General features: G+C 66.9%; 19 protein-coding genes, 1 tRNA gene and 1 other RNA gene. 15 read left to right on the top strand and 6 right to left on the bottom strand.

Annotation, left to right across the window (positions count from 1 at the left end; genetic code table 11):
* Positions 1–122: 122 nt before the first annotated feature.
* The 8 genes from AWC30_RS17620 to AWC30_RS13890 all read left to right on the top strand — a co-directional run bounded on the left by AWC30_RS17620 (position 123) and on the right by AWC30_RS13890 (position 5,241).
* On the top strand, positions 123–560 hold the full coding sequence (locus tag AWC30_RS17620) for an Rv3103c family proline-rich protein (protein WP_085110818.1): 438 nt from the start codon (positions 123–125) through the stop codon (positions 558–560).
* A 44-nt stretch (positions 561–604) separates the two neighbouring features.
* Positions 605–1,294: a cell division ATP-binding protein FtsE gene (ftsE, locus tag AWC30_RS13920; RefSeq protein WP_085110828.1), complete on the top strand. Its 690-nt coding sequence runs from the start codon at positions 605–607 to the stop codon at positions 1,292–1,294.
* Entirely contained in the window at positions 1,294–2,187 is an 894-nt protein-coding gene (ftsX, locus tag AWC30_RS13915) for a permease-like cell division protein FtsX (protein ID WP_085110817.1), read from the top strand. The genes ftsE and ftsX overlap by 1 nt, the downstream gene beginning before the upstream one ends.
* 1 nt (position 2,188) lies before the next feature.
* Positions 2,189–2,695, top strand: a complete 507-nt coding sequence (gene smpB / locus AWC30_RS13910; protein ID WP_085110816.1) for an SsrA-binding protein SmpB — start codon at positions 2,189–2,191, stop codon at positions 2,693–2,695.
* 2 nt (positions 2,696–2,697) lie between these two features.
* Positions 2,698–3,549 (top strand): EamA family transporter, encoded by an 852-nt coding sequence (locus AWC30_RS13905; RefSeq protein WP_234808088.1) that lies wholly within the window; start codon positions 2,698–2,700, stop codon positions 3,547–3,549.
* 101 nt (positions 3,550–3,650) lie between these two features.
* Positions 3,651–4,019: a transfer-messenger RNA gene (gene ssrA / locus AWC30_RS13900) on the top strand.
* 222 nt (positions 4,020–4,241) lie between these two features.
* Complete coding sequence (locus tag AWC30_RS13895) at positions 4,242–4,847, top strand: heme-binding beta-barrel domain-containing protein (RefSeq protein WP_085110815.1); 606 nt, start codon at positions 4,242–4,244, stop codon at positions 4,845–4,847.
* Between the two features lie 31 nt (positions 4,848–4,878).
* Complete coding sequence (locus tag AWC30_RS13890) at positions 4,879–5,241, top strand: DUF488 domain-containing protein (RefSeq protein ID WP_085110814.1); 363 nt, start codon at positions 4,879–4,881, stop codon at positions 5,239–5,241.
* A gap of 4 nt (positions 5,242–5,245) precedes the next feature.
* Here AWC30_RS13890 and AWC30_RS13885 read toward each other — a convergent pair whose 3' ends face one another.
* The 3 genes from AWC30_RS13885 to crcB (AWC30_RS13875) all read right to left on the bottom strand — a co-directional run bounded on the left by AWC30_RS13885 (position 5,246) and on the right by crcB (AWC30_RS13875) (position 6,572).
* Positions 5,246–5,746 carry a hypothetical protein gene (locus tag AWC30_RS13885; RefSeq protein ID WP_133053699.1) on the bottom strand — a complete coding sequence of 167 codons (501 nt, stop codon included), beginning with the start codon at positions 5,744–5,746 and terminating at the stop codon, positions 5,246–5,248.
* Between the two features lie 71 nt (positions 5,747–5,817).
* Positions 5,818–6,177 (bottom strand): fluoride efflux transporter CrcB, encoded by a 360-nt coding sequence (gene crcB, locus AWC30_RS13880; protein ID WP_085110812.1) that lies wholly within the window; start codon positions 6,175–6,177, stop codon positions 5,818–5,820.
* Positions 6,174–6,572: a fluoride efflux transporter CrcB gene (crcB, locus tag AWC30_RS13875; protein WP_085110811.1), complete on the bottom strand. Its 399-nt coding sequence runs from the start codon at positions 6,570–6,572 to the stop codon at positions 6,174–6,176. Before crcB (AWC30_RS13875) ends, crcB (AWC30_RS13880) begins: the two co-directional genes overlap by 4 nt.
* Positions 6,573–6,647: 75 nt before the next feature.
* On the opposite strand from crcB (AWC30_RS13875), the gene pgm reads away from it, so the two are divergent.
* The 3 genes from pgm (at position 6,648) to AWC30_RS13860 (ending at position 9,671) form a co-directional block, all read left to right on the top strand.
* A complete protein-coding gene (gene pgm / locus AWC30_RS13870; protein ID WP_085110810.1) occupies positions 6,648–8,279 on the top strand; it encodes a phosphoglucomutase (alpha-D-glucose-1,6-bisphosphate-dependent) in 1,632 nt (543 codons plus the stop codon).
* Positions 8,276–9,541, top strand: coding sequence for an MFS transporter (locus AWC30_RS13865; RefSeq protein WP_234808087.1), 1,266 nt, complete (start codon positions 8,276–8,278; stop codon positions 9,539–9,541). Before pgm ends, AWC30_RS13865 begins: the two co-directional genes overlap by 4 nt.
* Positions 9,542–9,598: 57 nt before the next feature.
* A tRNA-Ala gene (locus AWC30_RS13860) sits at positions 9,599–9,671 on the top strand.
* Positions 9,672–9,738: 67 nt separating this feature from the next.
* Here the strand turns inward: AWC30_RS13860 and AWC30_RS13855 are convergent.
* On the bottom strand, positions 9,739–10,947 hold the full coding sequence (locus AWC30_RS13855) for a site-specific integrase (RefSeq protein WP_234808086.1): 1,209 nt from the start codon (positions 10,945–10,947) through the stop codon (positions 9,739–9,741).
* A 2-nt stretch (positions 10,948–10,949) separates the two neighbouring features.
* Positions 10,950–11,507: a hypothetical protein gene (locus tag AWC30_RS13850; protein ID WP_085110809.1), complete on the bottom strand. Its 558-nt coding sequence runs from the start codon at positions 11,505–11,507 to the stop codon at positions 10,950–10,952.
* 69 nt (positions 11,508–11,576) lie between these two features.
* Between AWC30_RS13850 and AWC30_RS13845 the strand changes: the two genes are divergently transcribed.
* The 3 genes from AWC30_RS13845 to AWC30_RS13835 all read left to right on the top strand — a co-directional run bounded on the left by AWC30_RS13845 (position 11,577) and on the right by AWC30_RS13835 (position 14,516).
* Complete coding sequence (locus AWC30_RS13845) at positions 11,577–11,795, top strand: helix-turn-helix domain-containing protein (RefSeq protein ID WP_085110824.1); 219 nt, start codon at positions 11,577–11,579, stop codon at positions 11,793–11,795.
* Positions 11,796–11,861: 66 nt separating this feature from the next.
* On the top strand, positions 11,862–13,673 hold the full coding sequence (locus AWC30_RS13840) for an AAA family ATPase (protein WP_085110808.1): 1,812 nt from the start codon (positions 11,862–11,864) through the stop codon (positions 13,671–13,673).
* A 222-nt stretch (positions 13,674–13,895) separates the two neighbouring features.
* Positions 13,896–14,516 carry a hypothetical protein gene (locus tag AWC30_RS13835; protein ID WP_085110807.1) on the top strand — a complete coding sequence of 207 codons (621 nt, stop codon included), beginning with the start codon at positions 13,896–13,898 and terminating at the stop codon, positions 14,514–14,516.
* 22 nt (positions 14,517–14,538) lie between these two features.
* Here the strand turns inward: AWC30_RS13835 and AWC30_RS13830 are convergent, their stop codons facing one another.
* Positions 14,539–19,416, bottom strand: a complete 4,878-nt coding sequence (locus AWC30_RS13830; protein ID WP_085110806.1) for a DEAD/DEAH box helicase — start codon at positions 19,414–19,416, stop codon at positions 14,539–14,541.
* 131 nt (positions 19,417–19,547) lie between these two features.
* Between AWC30_RS13830 and AWC30_RS17615 the strand changes: the two genes are divergently transcribed.
* A complete protein-coding gene (locus AWC30_RS17615; protein ID WP_133053698.1) occupies positions 19,548–20,036 on the top strand; it encodes a hypothetical protein in 489 nt (162 codons plus the stop codon).
* Positions 20,037–20,123 lie beyond the last annotated feature (87 nt).

Raw genomic sequence — 20,123 nt, 5'->3', positions numbered from 1 at the left:
GCCCGGGTGGGTGGGCTCGCGCCGGCCGCCCGGGTCGACGCCCCGCCCGGGGACGACACGGACGACTCCGACGATGCGGGGGAGGACCGGTGAAGGCCCAGGGGGAAACCCGGGGGAAGCGGATGGGCCGCGGCCGGCCCCGGCACCTGTTCGGCGGTCGGGTCCGCACCTCCACGGTGGTGCTGCTGGTGGCGTTCGTGGCGGTGTGGTGGCTCTATGACACCTATCACCCCGAACCGCCGGATCATCAAGTGCCGGCCAGCGACGTGGTCCCGCCCGGCTACGTCCCCGACCCGGACTACACCTGGGTGCCCAGGACCCAGGTGCGGGCGCCCGCGGACACTTCGACACCGCCGCCGCCCACCCCCACCACCACGCCGACCACGCCGGTGACCACCACGCCGCCGACCCCGCTGTCGCCGGAGCCGCCGCCGCTGCCGCTGCCCTCCCCGTTCGGGACGCTGCCGCCGCTGATCCCGCCGGAGCCGGGTTCACCGTCACCGCCGACATCGCCGTCACCGACTCCGCTGACGACACCGCCGCAAGCCCCGCCGGGCTAGCGTGACCGGCGGCGGGGTTATCCGCGGTTACACTGCGTGCCGTGATGATCACGCTTGACCATGTCAGCAAGCAGTACAAATCGTCGGGGCGTCCGGCGTTGGACGACGTCAGCGTCAAGATCGACAAGGGCGAGTTCGTTTTCCTCATCGGGCCGTCGGGTTCGGGCAAATCGACGTTCATGCGGCTGCTGCTGGCCGCCGAACGTCCCACCAGCGGCGACATCCGGGTGTCGAAATTCCACGTCAACAAACTCTCCGGCCGGCACATCCCCGCGCTGCGCCAGGTGATCGGCTGCGTGTTCCAGGACTTCCGGCTGCTGCAACAGAAATCGGTCTTCGACAACGTCGCGTTCGCCCTGGAGGTGATCGGCAAACGCGCCGACACCATCAACCGGGTGGTGCCCGACGTGCTGGAGATGGTCGGGCTGGCGGGCAAGGCCAACCGGCTGCCCGACGAACTCTCCGGCGGTGAGCAGCAGCGCGTCGCCATCGCGCGCGCGTTCGTCAACCGGCCGCTGGTGCTGCTGGCCGACGAGCCGACCGGCAACCTCGACCCGGAGACCAGCCGCGACATCATGGACCTGCTCGGCCGGATCAACCGGACCGGCACCACCGTGGTGATGGCCACTCACGACCACCACATCGTCGACTCGATGCGCCAGCGGGTGGTCCAGCTCTCACTGGGCCGGTTGGTGCGCGACGAGCAGCACGGCATCTACGGAATGGATCGATAGTGCGCTTCGGATTCCTGTTCAACGAGGTCCTCATCGGGCTTCGTCGCAACGTCACCATGACCGTGGCGATGATCCTGACGACCGCGATCTCGATCGGGCTGTTCGGCGGCGGGCTGCTGATCATCCGGCTGGCCGACCATTCCAAGGCCATCTACCTCGACCGGGTGGAGTCGCAGGTCTTCCTCACCGACGACATCTCCGCCGGTGACATGACCTGCGACAGCGACGCCTGCAAGGCGCTGCGCGAGCGCATCGAGGCCCGCGACGACGTCAAGTCGGTCCGCTTCCTCAACCGGGAGGACGCCTACGAGGACGCGATCGCCAAGTTGCCGCAGTTCAAGGAGGTGGCCAGCACGGACGCGTTCCCGGCGTCGTTCATCGTCAAGCTGGAGAACCCCGAGGAGCACGCCGCCTTCGACGACGCACTGCGCGGCCAACCCGGGGTCCGCGAGGTCAAGAACCAGAAGGACCTCATCGACCGGCTCTTCGCGGTGCTCGACGGGATCAGCGGGGCGGCGTTCGCGGTGGCGCTGGTGCAGGCCATCGGGGCGATCCTGCTGATCGCCAACATGGTGCAGGTGGCCGCCTACACCCGGCGAACCGAGATCGGCATCATGCGCCTGGTCGGGGCCAGTCGCTGGTACACCCAGTTGCCGTTCCTGGTCGAGGCGATGCTGGCCGCCACCATCGGTGTGGCGATCTCGGTCATCGGGTTGATCGTGGTGCGTGCGGTGTTCCTCGACCGCGCGCTCAGCCAGTTCTATCAAGCGAACCTGATCGCCAAGATCGACTACGCCGACGTCCTCTACATCGCACCGGTGCTGTGGCTGGTGGGGGTGGCGATGGCGGGCGCGACGGCGTATGTGACCTTGCGGCTGTACGTTCGGCGCTGACGTGGCCAAGAAATCCCGCGGCGCGAAGGGCTCCGAGGCCGACGGCGGCAACCGGGTGATCGCCACCAACCGCAAAGCCCGGCACGACTACTCGATTCTGGAGGTCTTCGAGGCCGGGGTCGCGCTGGTCGGCACCGAGGTGAAGAGCCTGCGCCAGGGCCACGCCTCCCTGGTCGACGCGTTCGCCACCGTCGATGACGGCGAGGTGTGGCTGCGCAACATGCACATCCCCGAATACCACCACGGCAGCTGGACCAACCACGAACCGCGCCGCAACCGCAAACTGCTGCTGCACCGCAGCCAGATCGACACGCTGGTCGGCAAGATCAAGGACGGCAACCTGACCCTGGTGCCGCTGTCGGTGTACCTGTCGAGCGGGAAGGTGAAGGTGGAGTTGGCGCTGGCCCGCGGGAAGCTGGCCCGGGACAAGCGTCAGGACCTGGCTCGACGCGACGCGGAGCGGGAGATCACCCGCGCGCTCGGGCGCCGCGCCAAGGGTATGGACTAGGGGTGATCCCCGCCGCCCCGGCGCTGGCCCTGGCCTCGGCCACCAGCTTCGGTATCAGCGATTTCGTCGGCGGCATCGCCGCGCGGCAGGTCGCGGCGCTGCGGGTCGTGCTGATCTCCACCCCGGTGGCCATGGTCCTGCTCGGGTTGGCCGCACTCGGCGCCGGCGGTCCGATCACCGCCGAGGCCGCCGTCTGGGGAGCGCTGGGCGGCATCACCCAGGCGCTGGGAATCTGGTGGTTCTACGCCGCGCTGGGCGCCGGGCCGATCGCGGTGGTCTCGCCGCTGTCGGCGGTGATCGACGCGGCGGTGCCGATCGGGGTCAGCGTCGTGATCGGCGAGCGACCCGACACCATCGCCACCATCGGCATCACGTTGGCGCTGCTGGCGGTCGTGATGATCAGCCGGGAGGCCACCGACGAGGATGTCCGGCCGCACCGGTTCACCGCGAAGGTGGCGTGGCTGACGGTCGGCTCGGGGCTGGCGCTGGGCCTCAACTTCGTGTTCATCGATCAGACACCAGGGGAGTCGCGGCTGTGGCCGCTGGTGTTCGCGCGGGCGGCCGCGGCGGTGATGGTGGTCGCGGTGGCCGCCGTCAGCGGCAACCTGCGGGTGCCGACGGGCACTCCGCTGCGGCTGGCGTTTCTGGCCGGGGCGCTGGACACCGGCGCCAACATCACCATGTTGTTGGCGCTGCACCTGGCGCTGCTGTCGCTGGCCAGCGTGCTCATCTCGCTGTACCCGGCGGTGACGGTGGTGCTGGCGATCGTGGTGCTTCGGGAGCGGGTGCACCGCTGGCAGGTCGCCGGGATGGTGCTCGCCGTGATCGCGGTGACGATGATCACGGTCGGATGACGTCGCGGGCGCCGGGATGATTTCCGGCGGAAATGTCGTTGCAGCCCACGTATCATGACAAGTGCCCGCCGGCCGTCGGCGGGTGCCGACAACCAGAACAGGGGGCTGAACGGTTTCGACTTCGTGCTTCGAATCAAGGGAAGCGTGCCGGTGCAGGCAAGAGACCACCGTAAGCGTCGTTGCAACCAATTAAGCGCCGATTCACATCAGCGCGACTACGCTCTCGCTGCCTAAGCGACGGCTAGTCTGTCAGACCGGGAACGCCCTCGGCCCGGACCCTGGCATCAGCTAGAGGGATCAACCGTTACGTCCGGTCGCGGGACGTGACGGGACACCACACAGCGACTGGGATCGTCATCCCGGCTGGTCCGCGTGACCGGGAGATCCGAGTAGAGACCTAGCGGACTGCGCACGGAGAAGCCTTGAGGGCAGGCCGGAGGACCCGGGTTCAATTCCCGGCAGCTCCACATTCGATCACCGCGGGCCAGGGCAGACAGCCTCTGGCCCGCGGTGTTTTCTGTCCGGTCCCCGGTCGGCCGTAACGGCCACGACGAGCGGCGGCGCCGACTAGCATCTCGGTTCGTGTCACTCGCGGTTGGCGCCGCTTGGCGAGGGCGGTCCGGACTCTGGCCCGCTCGGTCGCCGGTCACGGGCGGCATGGAACTCAATCCACCGTCGGGAGGAAGGCAGCCATGACCGAGATCCTGGGCCCGCAGAAACTGGGGCCGCTGACCCCGCTGGTCGGTGAGTGGGAGGGCGACGTCGGCGTCGACTTCTCCTTCCACAACAAGGACGGCGGCACCGCGCAGACCAGCTATTTCGAGCGGGCCTGGTTCAAGCCGATCCCGATTCAGGAGAACGGCCAGCAGGTCATCGAGGGCCTCAAGTACGAGATGACCGCATGGCGTCACGGCGAGGAGGCCATGGACCCGTTCCACGACGAGGTCGGATATCTGTTGTGGGAGAAGAAGACCGGTGTGGTCATCCGCAACGTGGTGTTCGGCCGGGGCATCGCCATCCTGGCCGGTGGCCAGGCCGAGCCGCGGGACAAGACGCTGCAGTTCACCGCGACCCCCGGGGACGTCAACTACGGCATCCTGCAGAACGAGTACCTCTCCGAGCGTGCCGAACTCATCGCGTTCGACAGCACCTTCACCATCGAGGACGACGAAACCTTCAGTTACACCTCCACTCTGGTGCTCAAGCTGGCCGCCATGGACGGCAAGCAGATGAACCACACTGACCAGAACACGCTGCGTCGGGTCAAGCGCTACCACCCCGGTTCGGCATACGCCTGAGTGCACCGCGTTCGCGGGTAATCTGAAAACCATGAGCGCCGAACACCGGATCCGGGTGGCGCGGGTCTATGACCAGCCGAGCGACGACGACGGGGTGCGGATCCTCGTGGACCGGGTGTGGCCGCGCGGTTTCCGCAAGGACGATCCCCGGGTCGGGCACTGGTTCAAAGACGCGGCACCCTCGGCCGAACTGCGGCACTGGTACGACCACCGCCCGGAACGGTTCGACGAGTTCGTCAGCCGCTACGAGCAGGAACTGAGCACACCCGAGGGGCAGGCGGCCGTCGCCGGACTGCGCGAACTCATCGGGTCGCACACCGCCACCCTGGTGACCGCCACCCGGGAGCTGGCCGGCAGCCAGGCGGCGGTGTTGGCCGAGCTGTTGAACAGCTAGCCGCTCACCGCGCCACCGTGGTGACCAGCAACCCGATCGGGATGCTGACCGCGAGCACGATGAGCACGCCGCGGTAGGCGAACAGCGGCCAACACGGGCCGTCGCTGCGCCGCACCCCGTAGAGGAACAACCCCAGCGCCACGAACAGCAGCGCCGATCCGGCGTCCAGCACGCTGACGCGGTCGCTGAGCACACCGGCGATCACCCCGAGGTTGGCGAGGTTGAACAGTGCGGCGGTGACCAGCGTGTGGCGCGGGGTGGGCGGCGCGGCCGCCAACAGTGCCTGACCGGCACCCAGCGCCAGCTGGCTCAGTCCGAGCACCAGCACCAGGTAGGCCGCCGCCCAGGTGCCGTGCCGGGTGGGGGCCGGCGCCGCGATGACCGCGGCGACGATCCCGCCTGCGAGCACGGCGGTCAACCCGGCCAGCGCGAACGGCCCGAACACCGCCCGCCGATCCCACAGTCGGATCAGCGCGACCGGCAATTGACCGTTTTGGGCTGTCATCTCGTTCCCTCCGCCGTCTCTGTTCCGGGCCAACTCCCCGCGTAGCCGGGCTCTTCCCGCTGCGATCCGATTCACAGCCAACCGGCGAGCTGCTGACCGAGCGCCGCCGCGGCCAGCCCGAGCACCACCGAGACGCCGATGTTGAGCGCCGCGGGGACGAACTGGCGTTCCTCGGCCAGCCGCTGGGTCTCCAGCATCCACGTCGAGAACGTCGTGTAGGAGCCGATCAGCGCGGTGCCGACCAGCAGGCCCACCTGAGGGCTCAAGGTCAGGCCGCTGACCAGCCCCAGCAGCACCGCACCGCTGAGGTTGACCGCCAGCGTGCCGAACGGGAAGGCCCGTGCCGCACGCCGGGACACCGTCCGATCGACCAGGAACCGCAGCACCGCGCCGACGCCACCGGCCACCAGCACTCCCGCCCACAGCATCATCGCTGCACCCGGACCCGGCGCACCAACGCGGTGGCCGCCTGCACCGCCAGCAGCCCGGCGGCCAGGCTGGCCGCGGTGTAGCCGGCGGCCAGCACCCAACGCTGCTGCTCGATCATCGCCAGCGTCTCCACCTGCATCGTGGAGAACGTGGTCAGCCCGCCGCACAACCCGGTGCCCAGCAGCGGGCGGCGGTAGGCCGACACCGGAAGCCGCTCCAGCAGGCGGGTGGTGAAATAGCCCAGCAGGAACGCCCCGACGATGTTGACCGCGAACGTCGACCACGGCCAGGAGCCGGGATCGGGGGCGAGCCAGCCCTCCAGCGCGGCGCGGGCGCCGGCGCCCAGCGCACCGCCGGCGAAGACCGCGGCCAGCTCGCGGCTGTCATGGCCCACCACTTTGCCCTCCGGTATGCCCTGGGGTATGCCCTCCGGTCGCTGGGATGCGCAGGCACGGTATCGCAGAATGAAACCATGGCCCACCCGCGCGCCGGCCAACCGGCCCTACCCGAGGACCTCGTCGACCTGCCTCATCTGGTCACGGCGTACTACACGATCCGGCCCGACCCGGACGACCCCGACCAGCAGGTCGCGTTCGGCACTTCCGGGCACCGCGGTTCCGCTCTCGACGGGGCGTTCAACGAGGCGCACATCGTGGCTATCACGCAGGCGATCGTCGAACACCGCAGCGCGGCGGGCATCACCGGGCCGCTTTTTCTGGGCCGCGACACCCACGCGCTCTCCGAGCCGGCCTGGGCCACGGCGCTGGAGGTGTTGGGCGCCAACGACGTTGTGGTCGTGATCGACTCCCGGGACGGCTACACCCCGACACCGGCGATCAGCCACGCCATCCTCACCCACAACCGCGGTCCCGACACCGGCCAGGCCGACGGCATCGTCGTCACGCCGTCGCACAACCCGCCGCGTGACGGCGGCTTCAAATACAACCCGCCGCACGGCGGCCCGGCCGACACCGATGTCACCGATGCGATCGCCCGCCGCGCCAACGAGATCCTGCGGAGCGGGACCGGCTCGGTGAACCGGGTGCCGGTCGCCACGGCGCGCCGGCGCGCGGGGCGACACGACTTCCGGCGGCGCTACGTCGACGATCTGCCCACCGTCGTCGACCTCGACGCGATCCGGGCCGCGCAGGTGGTGATCGGTGCCGACCCGCTGGGCGGGGCCAGCGTCGAATACTGGGCCGCGATCGCCGAGGAGCACCGACTGGACCTCACCGTGGTCAACCCGCTGGTGGACGCCACCTGGCGGTTCATGACGCTGGACACCGACGGCCGGATCCGGATGGACTGCAGTTCCCCGGATGCGATGGCCTCGCTGATCGCCCACCGCGACAGCTACCAGATCGCCACCGGCAACGACGCCGACGCCGACCGGCACGGAATCGTCACCCCCGACGCCGGGTTGCTCAATCCCAACCACTACCTGGCGGTGATGATCGACTACCTGTTCACCCACCGGCCGGATTGGCCGGCCGCGGCCGGGGTCGGCAAGACCGTCGTCAGTTCCTCGATCATCGACCGGGTCGCTGCAGGCATCGGCCGCCCGCTGCGCGAGGTACCGGTCGGGTTCAAATGGTTCGTCGACGGACTGCGAGAGGCGACGGTGGGCTTCGGCGGCGAGGAGTCCGCCGGGGCGTCGTTCCTGCGCCGCGACGGGTCGGTGTGGACCACCGACAAGGACGGCATCATCTGCGCGCTGTTGGCCGCCGAGATCCTCGCGGCCACCGGCGAGAGCCCCTCGCAGCGCTACACCGCGCTCACCGAACGCCACGGCGCACCGGTCTACGCCCGCATCAACGCGCCCGCGGACCGCGAACAGAAAGCCCGGCTGGCGGCCCTCTCCGCCGAGCAGGTCAGTGCCGACACGCTGGCCGGGGAGCCCATCACCGCGAAGCTGACCACCGCACCGGGCAACGGGGCGCCGTTGGGCGGGCTGAAGGTGACCACCGCCAACGCCTGGTTCGCCGCCCGCCCGTCGGGCACCGAGGACGTCTACAAGATCTACGCGGAATCCTTCCTCGGCCCCGAGCATGTGACGCAGGTGCAGGAAGCGGCCCAAGAGGTGGTGAATAGGGTCATCGGGTGACCTTCACCGCTCGGCGCCGGCGCGGGGAGCGGCGTTCGCAGCCGCTGCCCAGCGAGATCTGGGTGCTGGTGGTCGCCAACGTCATCATCGCGCTGGGCTACGGGGTGGTGTCGCCGGTGCTGCCGGCCTACGCCCGCCATTTCGGCGTCAGCATTGGTGCGACCACCTTCGTCATCACCGCGTTCGCGCTGATGAGGCTGCTGTTCGCGCCGGTCAGCGGGATGCTGGTGCAGCGGCTGGGGGAGCGGCGGGTCTACGTCACCGGCCTGCTGGTGGTGGCGGTGTCGACGGCGGCGTGCGCGGTCGCGCAGTCGTACTGGCAGCTGCTGCTGTTCCGGTCCATCGGCGGGGTCGGCTCGACGATGTTCTTCATCTCGTCGCTGGGGCTGATGATCCGGATCAGCCCGCCGAATGCGCGCGGCCGTATCGCCGGGTTGTTCTCCACCGCGTTCCTGCTCGGCTCGATCGGCGGACCGGTGATCGGCAGCCTGACAGCGGGGTTGGGCCTGAGCGCACCGTTCATCATCTACGGGGCGGCGGTGCTCACCGCCGCCCTGGTGGTCTTCATCAACCTGCGGCACTCACCGCTGGCCGCACCCGCGACCCAGTCCAGCGAACCGGCGGTCACGGTGCGCGAAGCGCTGCGCCTGCCGGCGTATCGGGCGGCGCTGTTGTCCAACTTCGCCACCGGCTGGTCGGTGCTGGGAGTGCGCATCGCGCTGGTACCGCTGTTCGTCACCGAGGTGCTTGCGCGCGGCCCCGGGATGGCCGGGGTGACGCTGGCGACGATCGCGGTCGGCAACATCTCCGCGGTCATTCCCAGCGGACACCTGTCGGACCTGGTCGGACGGCGACTGCCGCTGATCGTCGGGCTCGCCGCCGCCGGGGTCGCCACCATCCTGTTGGGCACGACGCACTCGCTGCCGCTGTTCTTGCTGGCCGCCTACCTCAGCGGGGCCGCATCGGGGATGTTCAGCGCGCCGCAGCAGGCGGCGGTCGCCGACATCCTGGGCAGCGAGACCCGGTCGGGCACCGCGGTGGCCACCTTCCAGATGATGGCCGACCTCGGCGTGATCACCGGCTCGGTGGCGATCGGCCAGATCGCCGAGCGGCTCACCTTCGAATGGAGTTTCACCGTGGCCGGGACCATCCTGGTGCTCGCGTCGGTGGGCTGGCTGCTGGCCCCGGAGACCCGGCCGGGAGCGGTGCGGCCCAGGGTGGTGCGCATCCTGCGGTCCCGCGGCTCCGAAGAGCTGCCGTGACCAGCCGTTTTGAAGGTGGGAATGGCGGTGGTGTAACTTCGATGAGCACGGCTTCACGGGGCTATGGCGCAGCTGGTAGCGCACCACACTGGCAGTGTGGGGGTCAGGGGTTCGAGTCCCCTTAGCTCCACAAGAAGAACCCCAGGCCAATGGTCTGGGGTTCTTTGCTGGGTGGGTTGCACTGTGCGCCGAATGTCCTAACTTTGTCCTACCGCAACGGAAAACACCGCCGCGGCGGCGGTCAGGCGGTCGTCGGTGACCCGCCCGTACACCGCCTGCGTCATCCGCTCGGTGTGACCGTGCCACGCCGCCACCACGTCGGCGGAGATACCCGCCGCCCGCATCCGCGAGATGTTCGAGTGCCGCAGCTTGCCCAACGTGATTGGTTTCAACCCCGCGGCCTTGCGCTGCGTGGTGAACAGCCGGGAGTAGTCGCGGACCGGCAGCGGTGTTCCATCCTCGCGAGACAGCAGCAGATCGCGGTCATTCAGCGGCTGACCGACGGCCAGCCGCTCCCGCCGGTGCACTACCCGCATGGCCTTGAGCATGGACAGCTCCCGCGACGGGATGGGCAGCTCTCGGACGCTGCGCGAGGTCTTCGGCGGCACCACCTGATCGCGCCCGTTCACGTCGACCCTGGCCTGCCGGATTGACAGCATCCCCGCCTCAAGGTCCACGTCGCACCAGCGCAGCCCGCCGACTTCTTCGCGGCGCAGGCCGAGCAGGGTCAGGGCGAAGCATCCGGCGAGGCGGTGAGCGGCGACGTGATCGGTGAAGGCCGTCATCTGTTCGGGGGTCCAGATGTCAGCAGCGTCGGCAGCCACTACTGCCTTCTGCTCCGGTGACTCAAGGTCTGCCGCCGGGTTGACGCTGATCCACCGCATCCGGCGGGCGTGATCCATGACCGACTTCAGCCGGACGATGGCGCGGCGGCGGGTCGCCGGGGCCAGCGTCTTGCCGTTGACCCCGGTCATGGTGATTGACCAGTCGGTGAGGGCGGCGGGGGTGATCTTCTGGACCTCCACGGCTCCGAACGCCCGCCGGGCATAGGCCAGTGATTCCCGGTCGGCGCGCACCGTGTTCGGCCCGATGGACGGGTCGGCCTCGCGGACCCGCATCCAGTGGTCGGTAACCTCGTCGAACGTCTGAGTCGACCGCGGTGCCCACGCGCCCGCGCCCCACTGCTGACGCTGCTCGGTGACCCACCGCTGCGCCTCACCCTTGGTGCGGAACACCTTGGTGGGCCGCACCTGCTTTCCGGTCACCGGGTCGGTGCCCAGCGTCGGGCGTGCCCGCCACCCCTTGCCGTTCGACAGCTTCGTGATCGAGTTGTCGGTTCGCTCACCGCGGCGCGACGAGGGCTGGGCGGCAGGTTGTGTCGCAGGTTCAGTGCTGAAGATGTTCACGGTCAGTTCTCCTTCGTGCTGGCGGTGGCCCAATCGCGGCGCAGGAACCCGCGACGCTTCGCCTCGGCGACCCACCTGCTGACCGTCGGCAGCGATACCGGGCCAAGGCGTTCGGCGACGTATTCGCGTGCAGGTAGCCCCATCTCGCGGGCTGCGGTCAGCAGGTTGGCGACTTGGCGGTAGTGCACATCGTCGTACTTCCCACGTCCCGGTTCATGGTCTGGGCGGATCAGCCCGGTCGGGTCGTCGAAGTCTTCGGCCATCGACACACTGTGCTCGGTGAGTCCGACAAACCGTGCGGCGGCGAGCGTCAGCCGCCGCACCGGCACCTGGCGGATGGTTGTCGAGCTGATCGCGCTGTCGTCGTCGGCGAGTACGTGGAGTTCTGCCAACCGCGGGGCGGGTCCAGTGAGGTCAATGCGGACCCGGTATCGGCACGGGAAGTCGACCAGTGCCATCTCGATCAGGCCGTCGCCGCCGGGGGTGCCAGACACCCGGCGGATGCTGTCGGGGATCACGTCACCGGTGATGGCATCGGGGTCTGGGTTATCGATGGTCACCGAAACACGATAACCAAAATGATAACGATTTGTCTAGACAGTTATCATCCAATCATGCACTCTGTGTGCATGACTACCGTAAAAGATATCGACCTGCCCGCATTGGACGAACTGCGTTGTGGGCCACCGACGCTCAGCGTTGAGCAGGCTGCCAACGCCCTCGGCGTGTCCCGCGCCTACGCCTACTCGATGGCTCGTGAAGGCCGGCTCCCGGTTATCAAAGTTGGCGACCGCCGCGTGAAAGTGCCGACGGCTGCGCTGCTGCGGATGCTTAACGGCGGCGACTGACCCCACCGAGAAAACGATGCCCCCGCCCTCGTGGACCGGGGCGGGGGCAGAAAGGCCATACGACCCATGAACGCCAACAATTCTACTGTTGCCGAACGCGACGAGAGTCCGTTCGGCAAGAGGGACCAGCGGGAACAAGAACGCAAGGCGCGGCCTGCTCCACGGATTTACTGCGACCACGCGGCCAAAGTGATCGAGTCGACGCCGGAAGTCACCGCTGCGCATCTGAAGGCACTGGCGTCTATCACCGATTACGTCGTGAACGTCGAAACACTGATAGACCGAGGACTGCTCGTCGCTGGACGGGTGCCATCGGTTGGGGATGCTGAAGCCTGGGCGTCCAAACACCGCCGGGCAGCCCCAGACTCAGACCCGATGCGCAAGAAGGTCATCGGTCGGCCGGCCCTGGACCTCGCTCTGCGACATGGCCTTCCGCCACTGAATCAGTACGCTCTGTCGACACTTGTCGAGGCAGCGAAGTCCGGCCAGCAATGGGCCGATGACGCCGTGAAGTACCTGCGGGACGCCGCGACGGTCAGCAAGCACCGGACCCGCTACGCAGGCCGGGCGTGGAAGACCAGTGCGCTCAAGCTGGTGGTCGACTTCAAGGCACCGCCGGACAACGTAAAGGTACTGCCCACCGCGACAACGGCCACCGATGCCGAATCGACCCGTATTGCCGAGCGGTGGGAGGCGGAGGACTGGAAAGCTGCCCGCAACGGCGACACCGCGGCCGAACTGCCCCAGGTGTGGGCGGCAGGTTACATGAAGCCGTCAGCAGCCCTGGAATGGCTTGCCAGGGGGCAGGTGCCGGTCGCCGCGGTGACCCTGCTGGTCGGTGACGAGGGGATCGGAAAGTCCCTGTTCTGGGTGTGGTTGATCACCTACGTCACCACCGGCAAACCGTGCCCCGAGTACGGCATCCCCGCCCGTGAACCTCAGCACGTGTTCCTTGCCTTGACGGAGGACGACTGGGCCACCGCGGTCCGGCCCCGGCTGGAAGTCAGCGGTGCCGACTTCGACCACGTTCACATCGTCTGCGTGGAACCTGACGGCAGTGGGGCACCGACTTTCCCCAACCACCTGGAAGTGCTGTACGACGCCGAGGTCACCCCGGCGATGGTGATTGTCGACGCCTGGCTGGACACGGTGCCGGCGGGGTTACAGGTTCGCGACCCGCAACAGGCGCGGCAGGCCCTCCACCCGTGGACCGAGTTTGCGGCCACCACCAGGGCGTCGGTGATGCTGCTTACCCACACCAACCGGGCACCGACAGCCAACGCTAGGGACAAATACGGCATCACGTCCGAGCTGCGGAAGAAAGCCCGCTCAACGCTGTTCGCTCAGGCCGACCCCGATAACCCCGACTGCGTACTGATCGGGCCGGAGAAGTCCAATATCGGAGGACAAGTGGAGGCCACCCGCTTCCGCATCGTCTCGGTGCCGCACTTCCCGCCCACCGACGACAGCGACGGCACGGTGCCCAAACTGGAGTACGTCGAGCCGGTGGGTAAGACATCGCGTGACCTCATAGGGGAGGCGTTCCACGGCCGCGACGACGACGCGGATTCCCCGGAGGCCACCGAGGCGGAGCAGTGGCTTGAGGACTACCTCACCGAGCACGGCCCGACGCTGAGCAAGGACGTGAAGGCGGCGGGCAGGGCCGACGGGATCGGTGAGCGCAGCCTGGCGCGGGCGGCGAAGAAACTCAACCGGGAACACCGCCTGGATTACGTCTCAGCCGGGTTCCCGCGGAAGACGCACTGGCGGTTGCTCGGCGGCATCCCGGTCGACGCAGACTGCGAATCCGGCGAGTCGTCGAGCGGTGGCCTCGGATCGGACACCGAGGGCAACCCGGATGCGGAGGTGGGTTCGTGATCGTGCCAGCCGTGCCAGTCGCGACGAACACCATCCCCGTGTCTCTGAACCGCGGCGCGACTGGCACAACTGACCGTGACCTGCCGGAACGCCTTGGCGTCACTGGGGTTGACTTCGCGGTCGCGCCAGTCGTGCCACGACCCCAGAAACGGGTGCTACTGGTGGCGCGACTGGTGCCCGTGCCCGATCAATCGCTGCCCGACCGGAAGGAGAACACCTCCCATGCCCAGTAAGTCGAAACGGCAGCCCGCCGAACGGGAGCGCGCCCTCAAGGCTCTGGCCTTGAGGCGGGAAGGGTTGCCCTACCGGGTGATCGCGGAACGGCTGGAGTGGGGTGACGAGTCGTCGGCCCGGTACGCCGTCGCCCGACTGTTGGACCGCACCGAAGCCGAAGAAGTGGCGGAGATGCGGTACATCGAAGGCGAACGCCTCGATGAACTTCAGCGAACCCACTGGGCGGCTGCGCTGGCCGGCGATCTGGACGCCGGGAAGATGGTGCTCAAGGTGATGGAACGCCGCGCTCGCCTGTTCGGGCTGGACGCACCCTCCAAGGTCGCCGTCGAGCAGATGACCTCGGTGGAGTTCGCCGAGCAGTTCATCGAACTGGTGGGCCGCATGGACTCCCGCATGCTGGCGGAGGCGATAGCGCAGCTTCCGGGCGGGTCGGCAGTGGCCGTGGACCTGATGCGGGATGTGATGCTCGCCAAGGCCGACGAACAGGTGCCGAACGGCCGCTCGGTAGTCGAAGGCACGGTCGGTCTCGGCGAGGGCGGCAGCGTGGATGCTAGGTGGCCTACCGGCCATCCCGCAGACGAGGACGACGAGCCGTGGTCAAATCTCTAGCCGGTAGCCGGTGCCCAGGTGTCTAGCTGACGGACGCCGCCGCGCCGAGCCGGTCGACGATCTTCATGGTCTCAACGCTGACCGTAGTCACCTTCTTGATGAGGTTCACGATGTAGGTCGGGTCGTCGTGCTCGTCGCACCAATCGTTCGGGTCGTTGACGATCCCAGATGCCTTGTCGGTTTTCACCTGGTAGCGGTCGATGAGCCAGGCCAGCGCGGAGCGCGAGCCAAGCATGTACCGCTCGGCGTCCTCGGGAATGCCTGCCACGGTCACCTTGCCGTTGTAGATGATGGCCGAGTGGTCGGTCTTCGACTTCCACTTCATCTTCTCAACCCGCCATGTCTCGCGGTCTTCGGGATTCACCCCAGCCGTGAGTTGCACGTCAAGTGGATACGGTTCCACGGTCTCGTAGTTAACGTGCAGCTCGGCCAGCTGCCGGCCCGCGTCGGCGAATTGGTCGAACCGCTCTCGGCTCTCCGGCGTCGGGATGTGCGGCAGCATCTTCTTCAGGTCCGCGGCGTACTTTTGCCGGTAGTCGGGGTCGTGCAGCAGGCCGTAGACGTAATAGAAGATGTCGTCCTTTGTGACGTGGTCGCCGATAGCTCCGCGGTACAGCGCCAGGATGGCGTTGGTGACGTTGTCGATCCGGCGGTAGCCGTACTCGTCAACTTCGCCGCTGTCGCTCGATGCGAAATCCAGGCCGCCGTCGTTGGACTGGGCCTTCTCGTAGGTCCAGCGAGGGAAGAACTGGCCGTTGCCAAGAGTCTGGACATCGGGCATGGCACCGATCGCCAATACTCCAAACCCGACGGGCGAACTGGCACCAGCAACCTCGATTCCTATGTTCACGTGATGTGGCGTTGGAAAAATCGACGGCAGCTGGTAGGTGCAGTTATTGAGTTGCTGTCTCGGATCGAAGTATGCGTGTTCTTTCATGAACGGCCGGTACGCACTGATGCGCAACCCATCCGTTATCCGCTCGATGTGGACACCCTTTGTCACCTGACGCTTATTTATGCGGTCCCAACTGAATTTAGTCGAGTCAACAGTAATAACTGCGTCGACCGGCGAAATCTCTTCTCTTACTTTTCGGATTTGGGCGAGGCGATCAACTTCGCTGTTATAGAAGTCGATGGTCCGTTGGATGTTTGATTCAAGAGCCTCGCTAGAGTAGTTGTAACACCAGGCGTCGCGGCTCGTTTTCAAACCGGCTGAGTATGATGCAAAGACAGTTATGGTTTCGGCCTCAGGTCTCTTGTCGCCCATGACCGGCCATGTGCTGAATGTATCATCGCGCTGGCTGATCCAATCGCCTTGCGCATTTGGGGTGATGGGGCGCCAATTCATTGTGTCCAACTGTCCTTCGCGGACGGTCCGTAACTTGTCCTCTCGGCTGAGGTAGTCCCCGATATCGTGGTAAAGAATCGCACACGGATCAGTGTGCGCCGGGTCTTTGACACCGATAAAGATTGCGATGGATGCTCGTGTGCCTCCACCGAAGACGTTGCCAGCTTCGGCCTTGCGGAGTTGACCGACGGTGTTTGCGTTCCCGCGCAGGTTGTAGATATAGATAGCGGAGTAGTCGGCGGCCAAAGATAGTCGCATACCGTCTGCGGTGTTGCCGTCGATCCAGCCGCCGTTAGACACGAACGTAACGACACCGGATTCCCCGATGCGATCGGTCGCCCAGCGGAATGCTCGTATGTATGAGTCGTAGAGGCTGTTTTTGAGTTGGGCCGTAGAACGCTTCGCGTAGGTGTCTTCGATCCGCCCGTCGAGCGTTGGGTATTTCACGTTGGCGTTGAAATCGTTGCCGCTGGTCTGCCCGACCGAGTAGGGCGGGTTGCCGACGATGACGTTGATGGGTGTTTCCAGCTGCGCTTCGATGCGGGCGTTGTTGTGGGGGAACATGATGCGGTCCATCGAGTCGCCCGCTTCGCTGATCTGGAAGGTGTCAGCGAGCACGATGCCCGAAAACGGCTCGTAGTCGTCGACACCGGCAGTTTTGCCTGCGAGCGCGTGGTAGGTGGTCTCGACGTTGACGGCGGCGATGTAGTAGGCCAGCAGCATGATCTCGTTGGCGTGCAGCTCATCGGAGTATTTGCGCTGAAGGTCTTTGGCGGTGATCAGCCCGGATTCCAGTAGCCGGGTGATGAAGGTGCCGGTGCCGGTGAAGCCGTCCAGGATGTGCACGCCCTCGTCGGTGAGGCCACGGCTGAAGTGCTTACGGGACACAGTGTCCGCAGCGCGGAGGATGAAGTCGACGATCTCGGTTGGGGTGTAGACGATGCCGAGAGCGTCGGACTGCTTCTTGAAGCCGATGCGGAAGAACTTCTCGTACAACTCGGCGATCACCTGCTGCTTGCCCTCTGCGCTGCTGACCTCGGCGGCGCGGCGGCGAACCGACTCGTAGAACCCCTCCAACTTGGCCGTCTCGGCTTCCAGCCCGGTGCCGCCGAGGGTGTCGACCATCTTCTGCATCGTCTTGGAGATTGGGTTGTGGGAGGCGAAGTCGTGACCGGCGAACAGGGCGTCGAACACCGGCTTGGTGATCAGGTGCTGGGCGAGCATGCTGACCGCATCGGCCTCGGTAATCGAGTCGTTGAGGTTGTCGCGCAGCCCGCGCACGAACTGATTGAACGCCTCGGCTGTCTTGGTATCCGCCCCGTCGAGGGAGGCCGTGATCCGGGTTACCAGGGCGGCGGCGATGTCGGCCACGTCGGACGCCCACTGCTCCCAGTAGGTGCGGGTGCCGACCTTATCGACGATGCGGGCATAGATGGCTTCCTGCCACGCTGACAGCGAGAACAAGGCCATCTGGCGTACCGACTCGGCCTCGTCCTCGGCGGCGGTACCGTCGCTGAAGTCATCCAGCGTCGGACCGATGTGAGCACCGAGTAGCTTGTCGGTGCCTACTCCACCCTTCTTGTTGGACTCGCTGTTGAGGGCGATCGAGTTAACCATCGCGTCGAAGCGTTCATCGTGGGAGCGCAGCGCGTTGAGTACCTGCCAGACCACCTTAAATCGCAGGTTGTCGTCCAATGCGGCGGACGGCTCCACGCCTTGCGGCACCGCGACCGGCAGGATGACGTAGCCGTACTCCTTGGCATCGGCCTTGCGCATCACCCGGCCCACCGACTGCACCACGTCGACCACCGAGTTTCGGGGGTGCAGGAACAGCACCGCGTCCAAGGCGGGTACGTCGACACCTTCGGACAGGCAGCGGGCATTGGTCAGGATGCGGCATTCGTCCTCGGCGACGACGCCTTTGAGCCAGGTCAGCTCGGCGTTGCGTTGCAGGGCGTTGTAGGTGCCGTCGACATGATGCACCGCGCAGGTCAGGCCGCGATTGGTGGTATCGACGCGCTGGCCGTCGTTCTCGTGCTCGTCGAGCAGTTCCTGGTAGCGGGTGACTACGACCGGGAACATCTCGGCGACCTGCTTGGAGCTTTTGATGTCACGGGCGAACGCCACCGCTCGGCGCATCGGTGCTTCGCCGGGGGCGAAGCCGGTTCCGTCGGGGGCGGTGCCTGCGCGCTTCGCCAGCCCGTTCCAACAGCCGACCAGTTTGGAGGCGTCATCAAGGGTCAGCTCGCCATCGACGGCGGCCAACTGCTGCTGCAACTTCGGGGCCATCACCGACTCGTCGATGGTGAGCACCAGCACCTTGTAGTCGGTGAGCAGCCCGCGCTCGACGGCATCGCCGAACGACAGCCGGTGAAACTCCGGCCCATAGGTCAGCTCGTTGTCCATCGTCGCCAGTTCGGCGGAGTGCTGGGCGGCCTTGTCCTTGACCGACTCGGCGAAGATGCGCGGCGTGGCCGTCATGTACAGCCGCCGAGTTGCGTGCAGGTAGTCGCCGTCGTGGATGCGGACGAAGTTCGATTCGTCGTCCCCGGCCAGGGTGACCCCGGTGGTGCGGTGGGCCTCGTCGCAGATCACCAGGTCGAATGCATCGACGCCGAGGTTCTGCGCCTCGGCCACCACCGGCAGCGACTGGTAGGTGGAGAACACCACCGTCAGCCCCGCCGCACGCTTGCGGTGGCCCATCTCGTCGGCAAGCCGCTGCGGGTCGGTGGTGACCGGGATCGGCACATCGTGGACGTTGTAGTCCTCGACCGTCCGGGACACCTTGGTATCCGAACAGACCGCAAACGCCCGCAGGTCCAGCTCCGTCTGCGCGGTCCACGCTCGCAGCGTCTGGCTCAGCAACGAGATCGACGGCACCAGGAACAGGATGCGGGCCGCGCCGCCGTTCTCGGCTGCGGTCCGCTCGGCGATCTTGAGGGCGGTGAATGTCTTGCCGGTACCGCACGCCATGATCAGCTTGCCGCGGTCATTGCCGGCAGCGAACCCACCGAACACGGCGTCGATCGCCTGTTCCTGATGCGGTCGCGGCTGGTGCTTCTGCGCCGGAGCCAGCTCGACGTGGAGGTCACCGGCCGGCCAGGCGATGTCCCAGTCGATCGGCGAGTCGGCGATCTCGGCCATGCCGATGCGCTGCACCGGCTTGGTCTGCCCTTCCAGGGCATCCTCGGCGTTTTTGCCCCACCGGTCGGTGGTGGAGATGATCACCCGGTTGGTGAACGGCTCCTTGCCGGATGCGGTGAAGAAGGAGTCGATGTCCTCCTTGGCGAGCCGGTGGGTCGGCTCGTAGAACTTGCACTGGATCGCGGTGAAGTGGCCGGTGTCGCGCTCGCGGGCCACCAGGTCGATGCCGGTGTCGGGCTTGCCTTGGCGGCCGGGCCAGTCGATCCATCGCCACACCTGGTCGTATTGCTGGGAGAGCATCGGGTCCAGCTGGAAGTAGCGCACCATCAGTTGCTCGAACTTGGTGCCGCGCTCGGAGTTGGACGGCGCGTCTCGGAATGCCTCGATGACCTCGTGTACAGAACCCATGCCGGCTAGATTTTCCTGTCTGTCCGCTGCCAAAAGTGCCATGACCATACTGCACAGACCCGACAGGGGAGCGGTGCCGGAATCAGCAAGGCGCGGTGATCCTGTCGGACTGCTGACCTACGCTGCCGGGCATGCACTGGGGAGATGTCTCATCGTGGGTTGCAGTTGTCGTCTCCGTGGCCGTCGCCATCCGTGCCATCATCTCGGAGAGACGGGCCAAGGCATCGGCGGATAGGGCCGATGACCAGCGTCAACGAACCGTCGCAGCCGCGGAGCGGTCGGCTAAGGCCGTCGAGGACGTCGCTGCTGCCGTCCGAGAGGCCGCCGTCAGCGGGACCGCACCGGCGGCGGTGCGCCAAGGCCCAACATGGGGGATCGAACACCGTTCCGGGTCGGTGTACGCACTCGTCAACAACACGGCGTTTCCCCAGACCGAGGTCACCGTGGCCGGGCCTTCCGTCCGGCGCGGCGGTGGTCCCTACGACCAGATCAAGGCATTCAGCGAGATCGAGTTCATGGGCCTGTCGGCGTGGGGACTGGACCAGACCGTCACCGTCGAATGGACGGATCAGGACGGCGACAGGCAAGAGTGGTCCAAGCCGCTGCCACCGAAGCGATGACTTCGGCGAACCAGACCGTCGAGATCGACGACGGGGAGTCCCGCGGTCGGGCAGCGTACGTGTCGGCTGACCCCAGGCCAGGGTCGC

The sequence above is a fragment of the Mycolicibacillus trivialis genome, assembly GCF_002102395.1.
Classification (GTDB): Bacteria; Actinomycetota; Actinomycetes; order Mycobacteriales; family Mycobacteriaceae; genus Mycobacterium; species Mycobacterium triviale.
This window is presented reverse-complemented; position numbering and strand designations above follow the sequence as displayed.

Excerpts from the sequence above, each read along its gene's own strand:
- AWC30_RS13895 (WP_085110815.1), top strand. The coding sequence starts at position 4,242 with ATGACCGAGATCCTGGGCCCGCAGAAACTGGGGCCGCTGACCCCGCTG.
- AWC30_RS13890 (WP_085110814.1), top strand. The coding sequence starts at position 4,879 with ATGAGCGCCGAACACCGGATCCGGGTGGCGCGGGTCTATGACCAGCCG.
- AWC30_RS13885 (WP_133053699.1), bottom strand. The coding sequence starts at position 5,746 with ATGACAGCCCAAAACGGTCAATTGCCGGTCGCGCTGATCCGACTGTGG.
- AWC30_RS13830 (WP_085110806.1), bottom strand. The coding sequence starts at position 19,416 with ATGGGTTCTGTACACGAGGTCATCGAGGCATTCCGAGACGCGCCGTCC.
- pgm (WP_085110810.1), top strand. The coding sequence starts at position 6,648 with ATGGCCCACCCGCGCGCCGGCCAACCGGCCCTACCCGAGGACCTCGTC.
- crcB (WP_085110812.1), bottom strand. The coding sequence starts at position 6,177 with ATGATGCTGTGGGCGGGAGTGCTGGTGGCCGGTGGCGTCGGCGCGGTG.
- AWC30_RS17615 (WP_133053698.1), top strand. The coding sequence starts at position 19,548 with ATGCACTGGGGAGATGTCTCATCGTGGGTTGCAGTTGTCGTCTCCGTG.
- AWC30_RS13840 (WP_085110808.1), top strand. The coding sequence starts at position 11,862 with ATGAACGCCAACAATTCTACTGTTGCCGAACGCGACGAGAGTCCGTTC.
- AWC30_RS17620 (WP_085110818.1), top strand. The coding sequence starts at position 123 with ATGGGCCGCGGCCGGCCCCGGCACCTGTTCGGCGGTCGGGTCCGCACC.
- AWC30_RS13835 (WP_085110807.1), top strand. The coding sequence starts at position 13,896 with ATGCCCAGTAAGTCGAAACGGCAGCCCGCCGAACGGGAGCGCGCCCTC.
- AWC30_RS13845 (WP_085110824.1), top strand. The coding sequence starts at position 11,577 with ATGACTACCGTAAAAGATATCGACCTGCCCGCATTGGACGAACTGCGT.
- ftsE (WP_085110828.1), top strand. The coding sequence starts at position 605 with ATGATCACGCTTGACCATGTCAGCAAGCAGTACAAATCGTCGGGGCGT.